Here is a 16,521-nt window from a genome sequence, read left to right as displayed (position 1 = left end):
GCGGGCCGTCAGCGGTCTGCCAGCTCCCGGACCGCCGCCGCGAAGAGGTCGCCGCGCTCGCCGTAGTTGGTGAACATGTCCATCGAGGCGCAGGCCGGGGCCAGCAGCACGGTGTCACCCGATTGGGCGAGTGACGCGGCCGTGCGGACCACCTCGGTCATCGCCACCGCGCCAGTCTGGCCCTCGGCCGCCTCGATCACCGGGACATCCGGCGCGTGTCGCGCCAGCGCCTCCCGGATCAGCCCGCGGTCCTCGCCGATCAGCACCGCGGCGCGCAGCCGCTCGGCCGCGCCCTGGACCAGGTCGTCGAAGGTGGCGCCCTTGGCCAGGCCGCCGGCGATCCAGACGATCGGCCGGTAGGCGGCCAGCGAGGCCGCCGCGGCGTGGGTGTTGGTGGCCTTCGAGTCGTCGATGTACGTGACGCCGTCGACCACCCCGACCTCGGCGATCCGGTGGGCGTCCGGACGGAAGGCCCGCAGGCCCTCGCGGACGGCCTTGGCGTCGACCCCGTAGGCCCGGGCGAGGGCGGCGGCGGCGAGCGCGTTGGCGATGTTGTGCGGCGCCGGCGGGTTCACGTCCTCCACCGAGCCCAGCTCGGCGGCGTTCTCGGTCCGGTCCGGGACGAAGGCGCGGTCCACCAGCAGGCCGTCGACCACGCCGAAGTTCGACGGGCCGGGCGAGCCGAGGCCGAAACCGATCGCCCGGCAGCCCTCCTCGACGTCGGCCTCGCGGACCAGCGCCTCGGTGGCCGGGTCGGCCAGGTTGTACACGCAGGCGACGACGTTGCCCTCGTAGATCCGGCCCTTGTCGGCGGCGTACGCCTCCATCGAGCCGTGCCAGTCCAGGTGGTCCGGCGCCAGGTTGAGCACGGCCGCCGAGTACGGGCGCAGCGAGGGCGCCCAGTGCAGCTGGTAGCTGGAGAGCTCGACGGCGAGCACGTCGTACGGCTCCTCGGCGAGCACGGCGTCCAGCACCGAGACCCCGACGTTGCCGACGGCGGCGGTGCGCTTGCCGGCGGCGGTGAGGATCGAGGCGAGCATCTGGACGGTGGTGGTCTTGCCGTTGGTGCCGGTGACGGCCAGCCAGGGGGCGGGCTCGCCGGTGGCGGGGTGCGGCCGGCGCAGGCGCCAGGCGAGTTCGACGTCGCCCCAGACCTCGACGCCGGCCGCGTCGGCGGCGGCGAACAGCGGGCTGCTGGGCGGCCAGCCGGGCGAGGTGACGATCAGCCGGGTGCCCTCGGGCAGGCTGTCGCCGTCGCCGAGGCGGACGGTGACGCCCTGGGCCTCCAGCTCGGCGGCGCGGGCCTTCAGTCCCTCGCCGGCGCCGCCGTCCACGACGGTGACGCGGGCGCCGAGGCCGTGCAGGACGCGGGCGGCGCTGATGCCGGAGACGCCGAGGCCGGCGACGACGACGGGCAGGTCCGCGAAGTCGGGGGCGGTCATCCGGTCACCCATCCCGCGTAGAAGAGGCCGAGGCCGACGGCGACGCAGAGGCCCTGGATGATCCAGAACCGGACCACGATCAGGACCTCGGTCCAGCCCTTGAGTTCGAAGTGGTGCTGCAGCGGGGCCATCTTGAAGACGCGCTTGCCGGTCATCCGGAAGGAGCCGACCTGGATGATCACCGAGAGGGTGATGATCACGAAGAGGCCGCCGAGCACCGCGACCAGCAGCTCGGTGCGGGAGCAGATCGCCAGGCCGGCCAGGGCGCCGCCGAGGGCGAGCGAGCCGGTGTCCCCCATGAAGATCTTGGCGGGCGAGGTGTTCCACCACAGGAAGCCGAAGCAGGAGCCCATCAGGGCCGAGGCGACCACGGCGAGGTCCAGCGGGTCGCGGACGTCGTAGCACTGGGCGGTGGCGGTGATGGCGTACGCGCAGCTCTGGGTGTACTCCCAGAGGCCGATGAAGGTGTAGGCGCCGAAGACCATCACCGAGGCACCGGTGGCGAGGCCGTCCAGGCCGTCGGTCAGGTTCACGCCGTTCGACATCGCGGCGATCATGAAGTACGCGAAGATGACGAACAGGACCGGGCCGATGGACCAGCCGAAGTCCCGGACGAAGGAGAGGTGCTGGGAGGCCGGGGTGAGTCCGCGGTCGTCGCTGAACTGCATCGCCAGGGCCGCGAAGGCGAGGGCGACGAAGGACTGGCCGAGCAGCTTCGCCTTGGCCCGCAGGCCGAGCGAGCGGCGCTTGACGACCTTGATGTAGTCGTCCAGGAAGCCGACCAGGCCCAGACCGGCCGTCAGGAAGAGCACGAGCAGCCCCGAGACGGTCGGGGACTCGCCCGTTATCGCCTTGGTGGCGAAGTAGGCGATCAGCGTCGCCAGGATGAAGGCGATGCCGCCCATGGTGGGCGTGCCCTTCTTGCTGTGGTGCGCCTTCGGGCCGTCGTCGCGGATGTACTGGCCGTAGCCGTGCCGTGCGAGCAGCTTGATCAGGGCCGGCGTGCCGAGCAGCGACAGGACCAGACCGATCATGCCGGAGAAGAGGATCTGCTTCATCAGGCGGCCGCACCGTCCGCGAGCAGCGCCTCGGCAACCTTCTCCAGCCCCACCGAGCGGGAGGCCTTCACCAGGACCACATCCCCCGGCCGAAGCTGACTGCGCAGCAGTTCGACCGCCGCGTCCGCGTCGGACACCAGCACCGACTCCTCACCCCACGAACCTTCGTTCCTCGCGCCCAGTTCCATGCAGGCCGCCTCGCGTCCGCCGACCGCCACCAGCTTGGTGACGTCCAGCCGGACGGCGAGCCGCCCGATGGCGTCGTGCTCGGCCAGGCTGTCCTCGCCGAGCTCCCGCATCTCGCCGAGCACCGCCCAGGTCCGGCGGCGCTCCGGGCCGCGGCCCCCCATCGAGACCAGCGCCCGCAGCGCGGCCCGCATCGAATCGGGGTTCGCGTTGTAGGCGTCGTTGACGACGGTGACACCATCGGCCCGGTCGACGACCTCCATGCGCCAGCGGGACAGCGCACCCGCCTCGCTGAGTGCTTCGGCGGTGTCGTCGACGGACATCCCGAGCTCCACCGCCACCGCGGCGGCGGCGAGGGCGTTCGAGACGTGGTGCTCACCGTACAGGCGCAGGTGCACGGGTGCGGAACCGGCTGGGGTGGTCAGCGTGAACGATGGCCGTCCGGTGGAGTCGAGGCGAACATCCCGTGCCCGGACGTGGGCGTCCGGGGACTCCCCGAACAGGACGACCTTCGCCCTGGTCCGGGCGGCCATGGCGCGCACCAGCCGGTCGTCGGCGTTGAGGATCGCGGCGCCGTCCGCGGGCAGCGCCTCGACCAGCTCGCCCTTGGCCTCGGCGATCGCCTCCTGGGAGCCGAACTCGCCGACGTGCGCGGTGCCGACGTTCAGCACCAGGCCGATCCGGGGCGGGGTGATCGAGGTGAGGTACTCGATGTCGCCCTTGTGCCGGGCGCCCATCTCCATCACCAGGTGCCGGGTGCCGGCCTCGACCCGCAGCGCGGTCATCGGGTGGCCGATCTCGTTGTTGAGCGAGCCGGGCGGGTAGACCGTCTCGCCGCGGCGCTGGAGCAGCTGGGCGATCAGGTCCTTGGTGCTGGTCTTGCCGGCCGAGCCGGTCAGCGCGACCACGGTGGTGGCCTCGGCGCGGGCGACCACGGCGCGGGCCAGCTTGCCGAGCGCGTCCACCACGCTGTCGACCAGGACGGCGGGCACGCCGACCGGGCGGGAGGCCAGCACCGCGACGGCGCCGGCCGCGACCGCCTGACCGGCGTAGTCGTGGCCGTCCACGTGCTCGCCGACGAAGGCCGCGAAGAGGCAGCCGGGGCGCACCTTGCGGGAGTCGACCTCGACCGGGCCGGTCACCCTGGTCCCGGGGTCGGCGCCGTCCAGGGTGCCTCCGACTGCTGCGGCCACCTCGGCGAGGGTCAGTGCGATCACGGCTGCTCCACTACTCCGGTGCCCCGGGCGGCCGTGGTCCGCGCGATGGCTTCGCGCAGGACCTCCCGGTCGTCGAAGGGGCGGATCTCGTCTCGTACGTACTGGCCAAGTTCGTGGCCCTTGCCGGCCACCAGCACGGTGTCCCCGGCCTGGGCGCGGGCCACCGCGAGGTGGATCGCCTCCGCCCGGTCGGGGACGACCAGGACGGCGCCGCGCTCGGCCTCGGGCACCGAGGCGGCGCCGGTCAGCATGGTGGCGAGGATCGCCAGCGGGTCCTCGCTGCGCGGGTTGTCGCTGGTCAGCAGGGCGGTGTCGGCGAGCCGGGCGGCGATGGCGCCCATCGGGCCGCGCTTGTGCGGGTCGCGGTCGCCGCCGCAGCCGACCACCACGTGCAGCCGGCCCTTGGTGACCTCGCGCAGCGAGCCGAGCACGGCCTCCAGCGCGTCCGGCTTGTGCGCGTAGTCGACCACCGCGACGTACGGCTGGCCGGCGTCCACCCGCTCCAGGCGGCCGGGCACGCCGGGCACCGCGGCGACCCCGGCGACGGCCCGCTCCAGCGGCAGACCGGCGGTGACCAGCACGGTGATCGCGGCCAGCGCGTTGGCCACGTTGAAGGGGCCGGGCAGCGGGACGGCCGCGTCGGCCTCGGCGCCGTCGGGGCCGAGGACGCGGAAGGTCGAGCCCACCGGGCCGAGCTGGACGTCGACGGCCCGCCAGTCCGCCCCGGGCGCGCCGGTGGCGGAGAAGGAGGTGACCGGGATCTTCGCCTCGGCGACCAGCCGGCGGCCGTAGGCGTCGTCCAGGTTGGCCACGCCCGCGCGCGACTTGCCGGGCTGGAAGAGCCGGGCCTTGGCCTGGAAGTAGTCCTCCATGTCCGGGTGGAAGTCGAGGTGCTCGGGGGTGAGGTTGTTGAACAGCGCGACGTCGTAGACCACGCCGTCGGTGCGGCCGTAGACCAGCGCGTGGCTGGAGACCTCCATGGTCACCGCGTCCGCGCCGTGCTCGGCCATCACGGCCAGGATCGCGTGCAGGTCGGTGGCCTCGGGGGTGGTGCGCTCGCTCTTGATCCGCTCCTCGCCGACCCGCATCTCGACGGTGCCGATCACGCCGGGGCTGCGCCCGGCGCCGCGCAGGCCGCCCTCGACCAGGTAGGAGGTGGTGGTCTTGCCGTTGGTGCCGGTCAGCCCGAGCATCAGCAGCCGCTCGGAGGGCGCGCCGTAGACCGCGGCGGCCAGCTCGCCCATCCGGGCCCGGGGGCGGTCGACCACCAGCACCGGCAGGCCGGTGCCGGCCGCGAGCTCGGCTCCGGCCCGGTCGGTGAGCAGGGCCACCGCGCCCGCCGCCGCGGCCTGGCCGGCGAAGGACGCGCCGTGGTGGTTGGCGCCCGGGAACGCCACGTACAGGTCGCCGGGGCGGACCTCGCGGGCGTTGTGGGTGACGCCGGTGACCTGGGGCCCCTCGACGGGGTCGAGGCCCAGCAGGCGGGCGATCTCGGCGAGCGGCCGGGCACCCGTCCGGGCGGGGCGGGGCGGACTCACGGTGGTTTGATCGGGTTTCGGCACGGCGGAGAGGCTATCCGCCGAAGGGCGTCCAGAGCCAAACCGGCCCGTTCCGGTTCCGGCGGCCGCACCCGCCCGGTCGTTGCTCATGCTCGATCACGGCTTCCACTCGACGGGCAGATTGGGCGCCTCGCTGCCGCTCGGCGGGACCTGGAGGGTCTTGAGGGTGAACTCCATCACCTGCTTGAACACCGGACCGCACAGCTGGCCGCCGAAGTGGCCGTTGACCGGGTCCTGGATCACGCAGGAGACGGTGACCCGGGGCTGGTCGGCGGGGGCGAAGCCGATGAACGACGCGGTGTACCCGCGGTAGCCGCCGGTCCTCGGGTCCACCCGGTTGGCGGTGCCGGTCTTGCCGGCCACCCGGTAGCCCGGGATGGCCGCCTTGCCGCCGGTGCCCTGCTCGTCGGTGACCACCGACTCCAGCATCTCGGTGAGCGTCTTCGCGGTCTGCTCGCTGACCACGCGGGACGCCGCGCCGGGCGCGGCCGGGGTGTACCGGCCGTCGGGCGCGGTGGTGCCCTGGACGACGCTGGGCGCCACCCGCACCCCGCCGTTGGCGATGGTGGAGAACACCGAGGTGGCCTGCAGCGCGTTCACCGACAGGCCCTGGCCGAACGGGATGGTGTACTGCTTGGACGCCTTCCAGTCCTCCGGCTTGTCCAGCAGGCCCGCGGTCTCGCCGGGGAAGCCCAGGCCGGTCTGCTGGCCGATGCCGAACTTCCGCAGGTAGTCGTAGAGCACCTGGTTGGCCTCGGGCTGGGTCGCGCCGAGCGTCTGGGCGGCCTCGATGGTGCCGATGTTCGAGGACTTGGCGAGCACCCCGGCCAGCGTCAGGTACCAGGTCGGGTGCTCGACGTCGTCCTTGAACGCGGTGTCGCCGCGGACCAGCGGGTAGGGGACGGTGACCTTGGTGTCCCAGGACGCCTTGCCGGTGTCCAGCACCGCGGCCATGGTCATCAGCTTGGCGGTGGAGCCGGGCTCGTAGGCGTCCTGGACGGCCGCGTTGCCGAGCTGGGAGGACTTGGCGGTGCTCAGGTCGTTCGGGTTGAACCCGGGCGAGGTGGCCATCGCCAGGACCTGGCCGTTCCGCACGTCCTGGACGATGACGTAGCCCTTCTCCGCCCCGGCGTTGGCGACCTGGTCGGTGATGGCCCGCTGGGCGGCCCACTGGATGTCCCGGTTGATGGTCAGCCGCAGGTCGGTGCCGGGCACCGCCGGGTCCAGCGAGCCGCCGGCGGTGGGCACCAGCCGGCCGCCGGCCTGGGCGTAGCTGGTGTGGCCCTCCCGGCCGGCCAGCACGTTCTGGTACTGCTGCTCCAGACCGCCCGCGCCCTCGCCCTCGGCGTTGACGAAGCCGACCAGGTTGGCGGCCAGCCCGTCCGAGGGGTAGACCCGCTTCTGGGTCTCCCGGTTGAACACCCCGGCCAGCGGGTTGACGCACTCGTTGTCCAGCCTGGTCCGCCCGCCCTGGTCCGCGGGCTTGTTCAGCAGGCGCTTCTGGGCCGCGCAGGACCGGGAGCCGGCCTGCTTCTCCAGGGTGGACTTGAGGTCGCCGATCTGGTTCTTGACGTCCGGGGTCTGCCGGGCGGCGAGCCGCTTGTAGCGGGTCCTGGGGGTGCGCAGGTCGGCGGCGATCCGCTCCTTGGGCAGGCCGAGGATCGGCGCCAGCAGCGCGGCCGCCTGCTCCGGGGCGTCCGGGACGCCGGACGACTCCGGGGTGAACATGGCCGGGTCGGCGGTGATGTCGTACGCGTCGACGGTGGTGGCCAGCGCCACCCCGTCGGCGGACGTTATCGAGCCGCGCTCGGCGGTGATCGGGACGTCCAGGTAGCGGTTGGTGTTGGCGTCGGCGGCCAGCGCGTCGGAGTCCAGCAGCTGGAGCTGGACCAGCCGGCCGGCGAAGACCGAGAACACCAGCGAGAGCGCCACGGTGACGACCCGCAGGCGGCGGCGCGGGTCGGCCAGCCGGAGCGCCTTGGGCTGCGGGCGCTGCGGCGGGCGGGACTTCGGGCGCGGCCGGGCGGAGCCCTGCGCCTGGCCGCGGACCGGCGGGCGGCCGTCCGGGCGGCGCTGCTGCGGCGTCCGGGGGGCGGCCTTGGCCTGCGGGTGCCGGGCCGGCTGGGCCTTGGCGGGCGCCGGCTTCGGAGGCTGCTTCGACCGGGCGGGCTGTGCCTTGGCCGGCTGCGGCTTGGCGGGCTGCGCCTTGGCGGGTTGCGCCTTCGCCGGCTGGGAGGAGCGGGCCGGCTGCGGCCTCGGCTGCTGGGCCCTGGCGGGCTTGGCGGGCTGCGCCCCGCCGCCCGCCGGCTGGGCCTTGCCGCCGGCGGACTGGGCGCGCGGGGTCTGCCGCGGCGCGGCGCCCTTGGCCGTCGGCCGCGGACGGCCGCTGCCCCCGGAGCCGCCGGTGCCTCCGGGCTGTCGGGGCGTACTCATCGGGCCGCACCCCCGGTCGGGGCCGGCGCGGGCACGGCGGGGTTGATCTGGACGGTGGTGTCGCCGCCCGGCGCGGGGACGCTCGGCTGGGCGCTCGGCGAGGGCTGCGGCCTGCCCGGCCACGGCTCGGCGGTGGACCGTTTCACCGGCTGGCCGTCCTGGGCCGGGCCGGGCGTCCCGAGCACCTTGCCGCCGTTCGGGACGTCCAGGAAGGCCATCCCGCCGGCCGGCACCATGCCCAGCTCGGCGGCCCGGCGCGCCAGCGCGTCCGGCGCGGAGTTCTGGCCGATCTGGTGCTGCAGGCCCTGCTGCTCGTCGGTGAGCGCGGTGGTCTGCCGCCGCAGCCTGGACAGCTCGAAGGAGCCCTCGTTGAGGGCGGTGTTCAGCGCCAGCAGGCCGAGCAGCCCGGCCGCGAGCAGGACCACGACCAGGACCGCGAACGGCGTCCGCCCCCGTACCTGGCGCCGCCCGGGGCGGACCGTGATCCGCGCCCTGCCGCCCTGCCCGGGGAGCACCGCGCCCCCCGCCCCGCCTCCGGCCACCGGCCCCACGCTGTCTCCTCCGCCCTTCGCCCGCCCCGGCCCGCTCAGCCCCGGGTGCCTCGGTCCCTGATCCTCTCCGCCACCCGCAGCCGCACGGGCGCGGCGCGCCGGTTCTCCTCGATCTCCTCGTCGGTGGCCAGCTCGGCACCGCGGGTGATCAGCTTCAGCCAGGGCTGGTGCTCCTCGGGGACGAACGGCAGCCCCGGCGGGGCGGTGCTGGTCGCCCCGGCGGCGAAGTACTGCTTGACCAGGCGGTCCTCCAGCGACTGGTAGGACATCACCACGATCCGCCCGCCCAGCGCCAGCACGTCCAGGGCCCCCGGGATCGCCCGGTCCAGCACCTCCAGCTCGCCGTTGACCTCGATCCGCAGCGCCTGGAAGGTGCGCTTGGCCGGGTTGCCGCCGGTGCGGCGGGTGGCGGCCGGGATGGCGTTGCGGACCAACTCGACCAGACGCGCGCTGGTGGTGAACGGTTCCTTCTCGCGCTCGCGCACGATCACCGAGGCGATCTTCCCGGCGAACCGCTCCTCGCCGTAGACCTTGAGGATGCGGGCCAGCTGGCCGTGGCTGTAGGTGTTCAGCACCTCGGCGGCGCTGATCCCCCGGCTCTGGTCCATCCGCATGTCCAGCGGGGCGTCCTGCGCGTACGCGAAGCCGCGGTCGGCCTCGTCCAGCTGCATCGAGGAGACGCCGAGGTCGAACAGAACGCCCTGCACCTCGGGGATGTCCAGGCGCTCCAGCACCTCGGGGATCTCGTCGTAGACGGCGTGCACCAGGGTGGCCCGGTCGCCGAACGGGGCCAGCCGCTCGGCGGAGAGCTTCAGGGCGGCCGGGTCGCGGTCCACCGCGACCAGCCGGACGTCCGGGAACTGGGTCAGCAGCGCCTCGCTGTGCCCGCCGAGGCCGAGGGTGGCGTCCACCACCACGGCACCGGGCCGCGAGATCGCGGGGGCGAGCGCGTCCATGCACCGCTGCAGCATCACGGGGACGTGCTTGGGGGCCGGATCGTTGGTGGTCATGCGCGATGGCGCCCTTCCTCGGTGCGGAGCAGCCCGGGATACGGGAGCTCCGACCATTTTGGCCCACCGCGCGCCGGAGGCGGCGCCTGGGGGAGCTCCCCGGTGGCCGGGACGCGGCCCGTGGTCCCCGCCCGCTCCTGGGGAAGGTCGTGACCGCCCGGCGCCGGGGAAGGTGCGCCAGGTGGCACGGAGCGGGTGGAGGCCACCGGCCGCGTCGGCCGCCGCACCGGCCGGAAAGGCCCGGTTGACGGGCCTCGGCGGGTGTGCTCCACTGCGCCGCAACTCTATCGCCCACGCCTCGCCAGTCAATGGCCCGCTCCGGCGCACCACCCGGGCGGCGGTACGGATCACCGCAGGTCGCGGCCGTCCCGGCGGCCCGGCGGCGGCGCCGCGCGGGGTGGTGCGGCGGGGCCTCGCGCCCCGGCCGGACCGGCCTCCGGACCGCCGGACATACCCGGCCGAAGCGGTCATCCGGGCCGTCGCGTTGTGCATATGCACTCGGTCACAGCCACGCACTCTGTAGCCCCCGACCCCACCACGGAGCGGCGAATCGCACTAACGTCTCCGATATGACAGTGACCCCCGACCGGCCCACGCCGACCGCCGCTGCCGACCCCACCGCCCCGAGCATCATCGACCGCTTCGTGGCCTCCAACCGCGACTACGCGGTGACCTTCCGCGACGGCGGCATGGACGCCCGCCCCGTCCAGAAGGTCGCCGTGGTGGCCTGCATGGACGCCCGGCTCGACCTGTTCGCCGCCCTCGGGCTCGAACTCGGCGACGCCCACGTGCTCCGCAACGCCGGCGGTGTCGTCACCGACGACACCATCCGCTCGCTGACCATCAGCCAGCGCGCCCTCGGCACCCGCTCGATCGTGCTGATCCACCACACCGGCTGCGGCCTGCTCGGCCTCACCGAGGACTTCCGGCGCGAGCTGGAGCTGGAGGTCGGCCAGCGCCCGCAGTGGGCGGTCGAGGCCTTCGTCGACCTGGACGGCGACGTCCGGCAGTCCATGCAGCGGGTGCGCACCTCGCCGTTCCTGCTGCACACCGACGACGTGCGCGGCTTCGTGTTCGACGTCCACACCGGGCTGCTCCGCGAGATCGTCTGACCCCGTCCCGCTCCCCGGCGACGCCTCCGGCCCGGCCAGCGCCGCCCGGGCCCCGCGCCGTCCTCACCCCGCACGGCCACGCACCGGTCCCGCCGTCCCCTCCACGCCGCCCAGGCGCCCTCCCCCGCTTCCCGGCCGGATGGTGACTTCTGACCGCCACCCGGGGGAGAATGCGGCTGCCGGTCAGACCCCGAACCACCTGGGGCGGCCAGGCCGCAGGCCCCACTCCCGGCACCGGATCCCGCGCGGAACCGTGCCCGGAGGGGCCGCGTCAAGCATGGGGTGGGGGCCGGCCTCGGGGTGAGGCGGGCGCGGCGTGCCAGGGAGCGTACGGGTGACGAGCTACAACGATCAGGCCGGTCTCGAAGGTCGTGCGGGGGGCGATCAGCGGACGGAGGGCTACCGCCCGGTCGGCCTGCCGGAGCTCGCCGCCGTCGTGGACCGGGTCCGGGCCAACGTCGAGAGCGTGATCGAGGGCAAGCCGGAGGCCGTCCGGATCGCCCTGACCGTCCTGCTCGCCGAGGGCCACCTGCTGCTGGAGGACGTGCCCGGCGTCGGCAAGACCATGCTGGCCAAGGCGCTGGCCCGGTCCGTCGACTGCACCGTGCGGCGCATCCAGTTCACCCCGGACCTGCTGCCCTCGGACGTCACCGGCACCAACATCTTCGACCAGCACCAGCGCGACTTCGAGTTCCGCCCGGGCGCGATCTTCGCCCAGATCGTGGTCGGCGACGAGATCAACCGCGCCTCGCCGAAGACCCAGTCCGCGCTGCTGGAGTCGATGGAGGAGCGCCAGGTCACCATCGACGGCACCAGCTACGAGCTGCCCTCGCCGTTCATGGTGGTGGCCACCCAGAACCCGGTCGAGATGGAGGGCACCTACGCCCTCCCCGAGGCCCAGCGGGACCGCTTCATGGCCCGGATCTCGATGGGCTACCCGAGCCCCGAGGCCGAGCTGGCCATGCTCGACGTGCACGGCGGGGCCAGCCCGCTGGACGACCTGCAGCCTGTCGCGCACGCCGCGGACATCCTGAAGCTGATCGACCTGGTGCGCACCGTGCACATCGCCGACCCGGTCCGCCGCTACGCCGTCGACCTGGTCGGCGCCACCCGGACCAGCCACGAGCTGCGGCTCGGCGCCTCGCCGCGCGCCACCCTGCACCTGGTGCGCGCCGCCCGCGCCGCCGCCGCCCTGGACGGCCGCGACTACGTCACCCCGGACGACGTCCAGCGCCTGGCCGTCCCGGTGCTCGCCCACCGCCTGATGCCGACCGCCGAGACCCAGCTCAGCCGCCGCACCGCCGAGCAGATCGTGGCCGACCTGGTGGCCCGTCTTCCGCTGCCGCGCCCGCAGGGCGGCCCGGCCGTCCGGAGGGGCTGAGGTGGGGCCGTCCGACGCACCGTCGGGCCTGCGCGCCGGCCTGCGCGGCCTCACCACCCGGGGCCGCTCCTTCCTCGCCGCCGGGGCCACCGCGGTGGTCTGCTCCTACCTGCTCGACCAGGACGCGCTGCTGCGCGTCGGCGTGCTGCTCGCGGCACTGCCGCTGGCCGCCGCGCTGCTGCTGGCCAACACCCGCTACCGGGTGGCCAGCGGCCGCCGGCTCTCCCCGAGCCGGGCGGTGGCCGGCCAGGAGGCGAGGGTCCACCTGCGGGTGGACAACGTCTCCCGGGTGCCCACCGGCCTGCTGCTGCTGGAGGACAAGGTCCCGTACGTGCTCGGGCCGCGCCCGCGGTTCGTCCTGGACCGGGTCGAGCCGCGCGGCAACCGCGAGGTGTCCTACCGGGTCCGCTCCGACCTGCGCGGCCGCTACCCGCTCGGCCCGCTCCAGCTGCGGCTCTCCGACCCGTTCGGGATGTGCGAGCTGAACCGTTCCTTCGCCGCCTCCGACGTCCTCACCGTGGTGCCGCAGGTGCAGGCCCTGTCGCACGTCCGGCTCAGCGGCGAATGGGCCGGCCAGGGCGACAGCCACACCCGCGCCCTGGCACTGGCCGGCGACGACGACGTCATCCTGCGCGAGTACCGGCCCGGCGACGACCTGCGCCGGGTGCACTGGAAGTCCACCGCCCGGTACGGCGAGCTGATGGTCCGCCGCGAGGAGCAGCCGCAGAAGGCCCGGGCCACCGTCCTGCTGGACACCCGGGAGATCGGCCACCGCGGCAGCGGCCCCGCCTCCTCCTTCGAGTGGGCGGTCGGCTGCGCCGCCTCGGTCGCCGTCCACCTGCTCCAGCGCGGCTACCAGACCCGGCTGCTCACCGACACCGGCCACTGCGTCCCCGGCGCGGACGCCGGCGGCGGCAACACCGCGGCCGACGCCTCCGGCCTGATCCTGGACGCGCTCGCGGTGGTCGACCTCTCCGACGGCGGCGGCCTCTCCCGCGCCGAGGAGCCGCTGCGGGTCTCCGGCGAGGGCCTGCTGGTCGCCGTCCTCGGCGAACTGGACGAGCCGCAGACCGCCCGGCTGGCCCGGCTGCGCAACCGCACCGGCGGCGCGGTGGTCTTCCTGCTCGACACCGGCACCTGGGCCGGCCTGCGGATGCTCGCCCCGGACACCGGCGGGGAGGCGTTCCAGGCCCGCGTCCGCCAGCTGCGCGAGGCCGGCTGGACCGTCCTGCCGGTCCGCGCGGGGGACTCCGCCCCCGACCTGTGGCAGGCCGCCGACCGGGCCGAGTCGCCCTCCCCCTACCGAGAAGAGGCCGGCGCGTGACCACCCGGGCCAAACTGACCGTGTACTCGGCGCTGGCCACCGCCCTGGCCGCGCTCTGCCTGACCCCGCTGCTCACCACCAAGGGCTGGATCACCCACGCCCTCCTGGTGGTCGCGCTGATCGCGGCGGCCGGCGCGGGCCTGCGCCGCACCCCCTTCTACCGCTGGACCGTCCCGCTCGGGCAGCTGATCGTCCTGTTCCTGCTGCTGCTGATCGGCTTCGCGGGCGCCACCAACACCTTCGGCGGCCTGGTGCCCGGCACCGAATCGGTGCACACCCTCGGCCGGATCCTCGGCCGCGGGTTGGACGACATCCAGGAGTACGCCATCCCGGCCCCGCCCAACCCGGGCCTGCGGCTGATCCTGGTCGGCTCGGTCGGGCTGATCGCCATCGCGGTGGACACCATCGCCGTGACCTACCGGCGCTCCGCCCTCGCCGGGCTGCCGCTGCTCGCGCTCTACTCGGTCGGCAACGGGCTGGCCGGCGAGCGGGGCAGCTGGATCTGGTTCGGGCTGGCCGCCGTCGGCTACCTGGTGCTGCTGTTCGCCGAGGGCCAGGACCGGGTCTCCCGCTGGGGCCGGGTCTTCCGCGGCACCTCGCGCGGCACCGAGGGCAGCGGCTCGCTCAGTGTGGGCGGCCAGCGGGTCGGCGTCCTGGCCCTGGCCATGGCCATGCTGCTGCCGGTCTTCCTCCCGCACTGGGAGGGCGGCCTGCTCCACACCAGCCCCAAGGGCGGCAACGGCCCCGGCGTCGGGGGCGTCACCAGCCTCGACCCGCTGGTCACCCTGGAATCCGCGATCACCACGCCCCGCGACATCGAGCTGCTCACCTACCGGATGGACAGCAGCCTCGCCGACACCACCTACATCCGCACCGGCTCGCTGGACGCCTTCGACGGCACCGCGTGGAAGCTCACCAACCCCGCCACCGTCGACCTCAAGTCCACCCTCAACGCCCCCGAGGGCCTGCGCGAACTGAACGTCCCGGCGATCGACGGCGACTTCCAGATCACCGACAGGCTGGAGTCCACCTGGCTGCCGATGCCGTACCCGGCGAGGAGCGTCAAGGTCCCGAACCAGGCCGACTGGCGGGTGGACACCGTCACCGGCACCGTCATCCCGGCGAAGGGCAAGGAGAAGGCGGTCAAGGGCCTGCACTACCAGGTCACCGCGTACGACGTCCGGCCCACCGACAGGGAGCTGCAGCAGGCACCGCCGGCCCCGAACCAGATCACCCAGCGCTACACCGACCTGCCCAGGGACCTCCCGCCGGTCGTCAGGAAGCAGGCCGAGGAGATCACCAGGAACGCCCACAACGCCTACGACAAGGCGCGCGCGCTCCAGAACTTCTTCACCGGCCCCGACTTCACCTACGACACCAGCATCAAGGCCGGGACGGGCAGTTCGGCCATCGAGGTCTTCCTGCGCGACCGCCGGGGCTTCTGCGTGCACTTCGCCTCCACCATGGCGGCGATGTCCCGCGCCCTCGGCATCCCGGCCCGGGTCGCGGTCGGCTTCACCCCCGGCAACACCAAGGGCGGCGACGTGTACTCGGTGACCGGCCTGATGTACCACGCCTGGCCCGAGCTGTACTTCGAGGGCTACGGCTGGATGCGCTTCGAGCCCACCAAGAGCCGCGGCGTCCAGCCCCGCTACACCGCGCCGGTCACCGCGCCCACCACCGCGCCGACCGCCTCGCCCACCGTCACCGCGCAGAGCTCGGCGCCGGTCGCGCTGCCCTCCAGCAGCAGCGACTGCGACGCGAAGCTGCGCCGCACCGGCGACTGCGGGGACCAGAAGAAGACCGCCGGCACCGCCCAGGACGACTCCTGGCTGCTCTCCTGGCAGGCACTGGCCACCCTGGCCGGGGTCCTGGTGCTGATCGCGCTGCTGCTCGTTCCGGCCTGCTGGCGAACGCTGCTGCGCCGCCGCCGGCTCGGCGCGGGCGGGCGGCGCCGGCCCGGCGGGGACGGCCCGGCGGAGCTGACCGACGAGCAGGTGCTGGCCGCCTGGGCCGAGCTGGTCGACTCCGCCTGGGACGTCGGCATCCCGCCGGACGAGTCGCGCACTCCGCGCGCCGCCGCCCGCCGGATCGCCGAGAGCGCCGAGCTGGACGCGGCCTCGGCGGCCGCCGCCGGCCGGGTCGCACTGGCCACCGAGCGGGTGCTCTACGCCCGGTCCGCCGAGGTGGCGGCGCCGGTGCTGGCGGACGTCCGGACCGCCCGGGACGGCCTGCGGGCCGGCGTCGGCCGGGTCGGCCGGACCAGGGCGCTGCTGCTGCCGCCGTCCTCGGCCCAGCTCTGGTGGCGCATCTCCGACGCGGTGCTGTCCGCGCGACTCGCGGGGCGCCGCCGGGTGGCCCGGGCGACCGGCGCGGTCACCGGACCGGTCCGCCGGGCCGCGGGCCGGCTGCGCCGCGGGGGCGGCTCCGGGCAGGAGCGGGACTGAGCGGGAAACGCCGAGGGCGGGTGGTCGGTCCGACCACCCGCCCTCGTGGCGTTCCACCCGCGCTCGGCGCTGCTGGGTGCTCCCGGCTCAGAACCCGCCGGTCTGCTCGTCCCGGCGCCGCTGCCAGCGCTGCTCGACCCGGTCCATCATCCCCGCCTTGCGGCGCGGAGTGGCGGCCGGACGCGGACCGGACACCTGGCCCGCCGGACCACGGCGCCAGCCCGTCACGGCGAAGACCGCGCACCCGAGCATCACCAGGAACCCGACGACGCTGACCCAGATCTGGTCGGGGACGACCATGCCACCCATCAGCAGGCCGATACCCACCACGAAGCCGCCGACGGCCAGGTAGACCCGTCGACGGGTGTGGGTGCGCAGCCCGGTTCCCTCGAGCGCCGACGCGAATTTGGGATCTTCGGCATACAGCGCTCGCTCCATCTGGTCGAGCAGTCGCTGCTCGTGCTCCGAGAGCGGCACGGAGTCCTCCTACTCGTCGGTCGCGGGTGCGACCGGTCCGCCGCCCCGGTCGGGGAGGCAAGTCCAATCAGCCTTGAGAACACGCGGTCGGACGCCTGTGCGGGGCCCGGTCCGTGTGGTCCATATGCCCCCTGCATCCGGCTGTCATGCTTTCCGGCTTTACCCAGATCATACGGTCCGCGGGCCCGTTCCGGAGTGGTCGGCCACGCGTGGGACGGGCCACTTCGGGCGGCCCGCCGCCGCACTCGGCACAACGCGGCACGGGCCGGACAAGTGCCCGACCGGGTGGAATCGGCCGGGACCTGGGGGGCTTCGGAGGGAGGG

12 protein-coding genes are annotated in these 16,521 nt (G+C 74.4%); 4 read left to right on the top strand and 8 right to left on the bottom strand.

Features of this window, described 5'->3' with window-relative positions:
• Positions 1-8: 8 nt before the first annotated feature.
• From murD to rsmH, 7 genes are all read right to left on the bottom strand, one after another.
• Positions 9-1,442, bottom strand: a complete 1,434-nt coding sequence (gene murD, locus ACFVHB_RS11355) for a UDP-N-acetylmuramoyl-L-alanine--D-glutamate ligase (protein ID WP_380318980.1) — start codon at positions 1,440-1,442, stop codon at positions 9-11.
• Complete coding sequence (mraY, locus tag ACFVHB_RS11350; RefSeq protein ID WP_380318725.1) at positions 1,439-2,500, bottom strand: phospho-N-acetylmuramoyl-pentapeptide-transferase; 1,062 nt, start codon at positions 2,498-2,500, stop codon at positions 1,439-1,441. The genes murD and mraY overlap by 4 nt, the downstream gene beginning before the upstream one ends.
• Complete coding sequence (gene murF / locus ACFVHB_RS11345) at positions 2,500-3,903, bottom strand: UDP-N-acetylmuramoyl-tripeptide--D-alanyl-D-alanine ligase (protein ID WP_380318722.1); 1,404 nt, start codon at positions 3,901-3,903, stop codon at positions 2,500-2,502. The genes mraY and murF overlap by 1 nt, the downstream gene beginning before the upstream one ends.
• Complete coding sequence (locus ACFVHB_RS11340) at positions 3,900-5,465, bottom strand: UDP-N-acetylmuramoyl-L-alanyl-D-glutamate--2,6-diaminopimelate ligase (RefSeq protein WP_380318719.1); 1,566 nt, start codon at positions 5,463-5,465, stop codon at positions 3,900-3,902. The genes murF and ACFVHB_RS11340 overlap by 4 nt, the downstream gene beginning before the upstream one ends.
• 93 nt (positions 5,466-5,558) lie before the next feature.
• A complete protein-coding gene (locus ACFVHB_RS11335; RefSeq protein WP_380318716.1) occupies positions 5,559-7,895 on the bottom strand; it encodes a penicillin-binding transpeptidase domain-containing protein in 2,337 nt (778 codons plus the stop codon).
• The gene (locus ACFVHB_RS11330; protein WP_380318713.1) at positions 7,892-8,446 is read right to left on the bottom strand and encodes a cell division protein FtsL; all 555 of its coding nucleotides are present in this window, start codon (positions 8,444-8,446) and stop codon (positions 7,892-7,894) included. The genes ACFVHB_RS11335 and ACFVHB_RS11330 overlap by 4 nt, the downstream gene beginning before the upstream one ends.
• Before the next feature lie 35 nt (positions 8,447-8,481).
• Positions 8,482-9,456, bottom strand: coding sequence for a 16S rRNA (cytosine(1402)-N(4))-methyltransferase RsmH (gene rsmH / locus ACFVHB_RS11325; protein ID WP_380318710.1), 975 nt, complete (start codon positions 9,454-9,456; stop codon positions 8,482-8,484).
• 569 nt (positions 9,457-10,025) lie between these two features.
• Between rsmH and ACFVHB_RS11320 the strand changes: the two genes are divergently transcribed.
• The 4 genes from ACFVHB_RS11320 to ACFVHB_RS11305 all read left to right on the top strand — a co-directional run bounded on the left by ACFVHB_RS11320 (position 10,026) and on the right by ACFVHB_RS11305 (position 15,720).
• A complete protein-coding gene (locus ACFVHB_RS11320; RefSeq protein ID WP_380318707.1) occupies positions 10,026-10,568 on the top strand; it encodes a beta-class carbonic anhydrase in 543 nt (180 codons plus the stop codon).
• A gap of 415 nt (positions 10,569-10,983) precedes the next feature.
• A complete protein-coding gene (locus tag ACFVHB_RS11315) occupies positions 10,984-11,949 on the top strand; it encodes an AAA family ATPase (protein WP_380318977.1) in 966 nt (321 codons plus the stop codon).
• 1 nt (position 11,950) lies between these two features.
• The gene (locus ACFVHB_RS11310; RefSeq protein ID WP_380318704.1) at positions 11,951-13,273 is read left to right on the top strand and encodes a DUF58 domain-containing protein; all 1,323 of its coding nucleotides are present in this window, start codon (positions 11,951-11,953) and stop codon (positions 13,271-13,273) included.
• Positions 13,270-15,720: a transglutaminaseTgpA domain-containing protein gene (locus ACFVHB_RS11305; RefSeq protein ID WP_380318702.1), complete on the top strand. Its 2,451-nt coding sequence runs from the start codon at positions 13,270-13,272 to the stop codon at positions 15,718-15,720. Before ACFVHB_RS11310 ends, ACFVHB_RS11305 begins: the two co-directional genes overlap by 4 nt.
• A gap of 87 nt (positions 15,721-15,807) precedes the next feature.
• Here ACFVHB_RS11305 and ACFVHB_RS11300 read toward each other — a convergent pair whose 3' ends face one another.
• Positions 15,808-16,197, bottom strand: a complete 390-nt coding sequence (locus ACFVHB_RS11300) for a DUF3040 domain-containing protein (RefSeq protein WP_380318700.1) — start codon at positions 16,195-16,197, stop codon at positions 15,808-15,810.
• Between the last annotated feature and the right edge of the window lie 324 nt (positions 16,198-16,521).

The sequence above is a fragment of the Kitasatospora sp. NPDC127111 genome (assembly GCF_042677465.1).
Classification (GTDB): Bacteria; Actinomycetota; Actinomycetes; order Streptomycetales; family Streptomycetaceae; genus Kitasatospora.
The sequence above is the reverse complement of the archived record's forward strand: the minus strand, read 5'-3'. Positions and strand labels throughout refer to the sequence as shown.

Coding starts and splice junctions, on each gene's coding strand:
- ACFVHB_RS11320 (WP_380318707.1), top strand. CDS start 10,026: ATGACAGTGACCCCCGACCGGCCCACGCCGACCGCCGCTGCCGACCCC.
- mraY (WP_380318725.1), bottom strand. CDS start 2,500: ATGAAGCAGATCCTCTTCTCCGGCATGATCGGTCTGGTCCTGTCGCTG.
- ACFVHB_RS11335 (WP_380318716.1), bottom strand. CDS start 7,895: ATGAGTACGCCCCGACAGCCCGGAGGCACCGGCGGCTCCGGGGGCAGC.
- rsmH (WP_380318710.1), bottom strand. CDS start 9,456: ATGACCACCAACGATCCGGCCCCCAAGCACGTCCCCGTGATGCTGCAG.
- murD (WP_380318980.1), bottom strand. CDS start 1,442: ATGACCGCCCCCGACTTCGCGGACCTGCCCGTCGTCGTCGCCGGCCTC.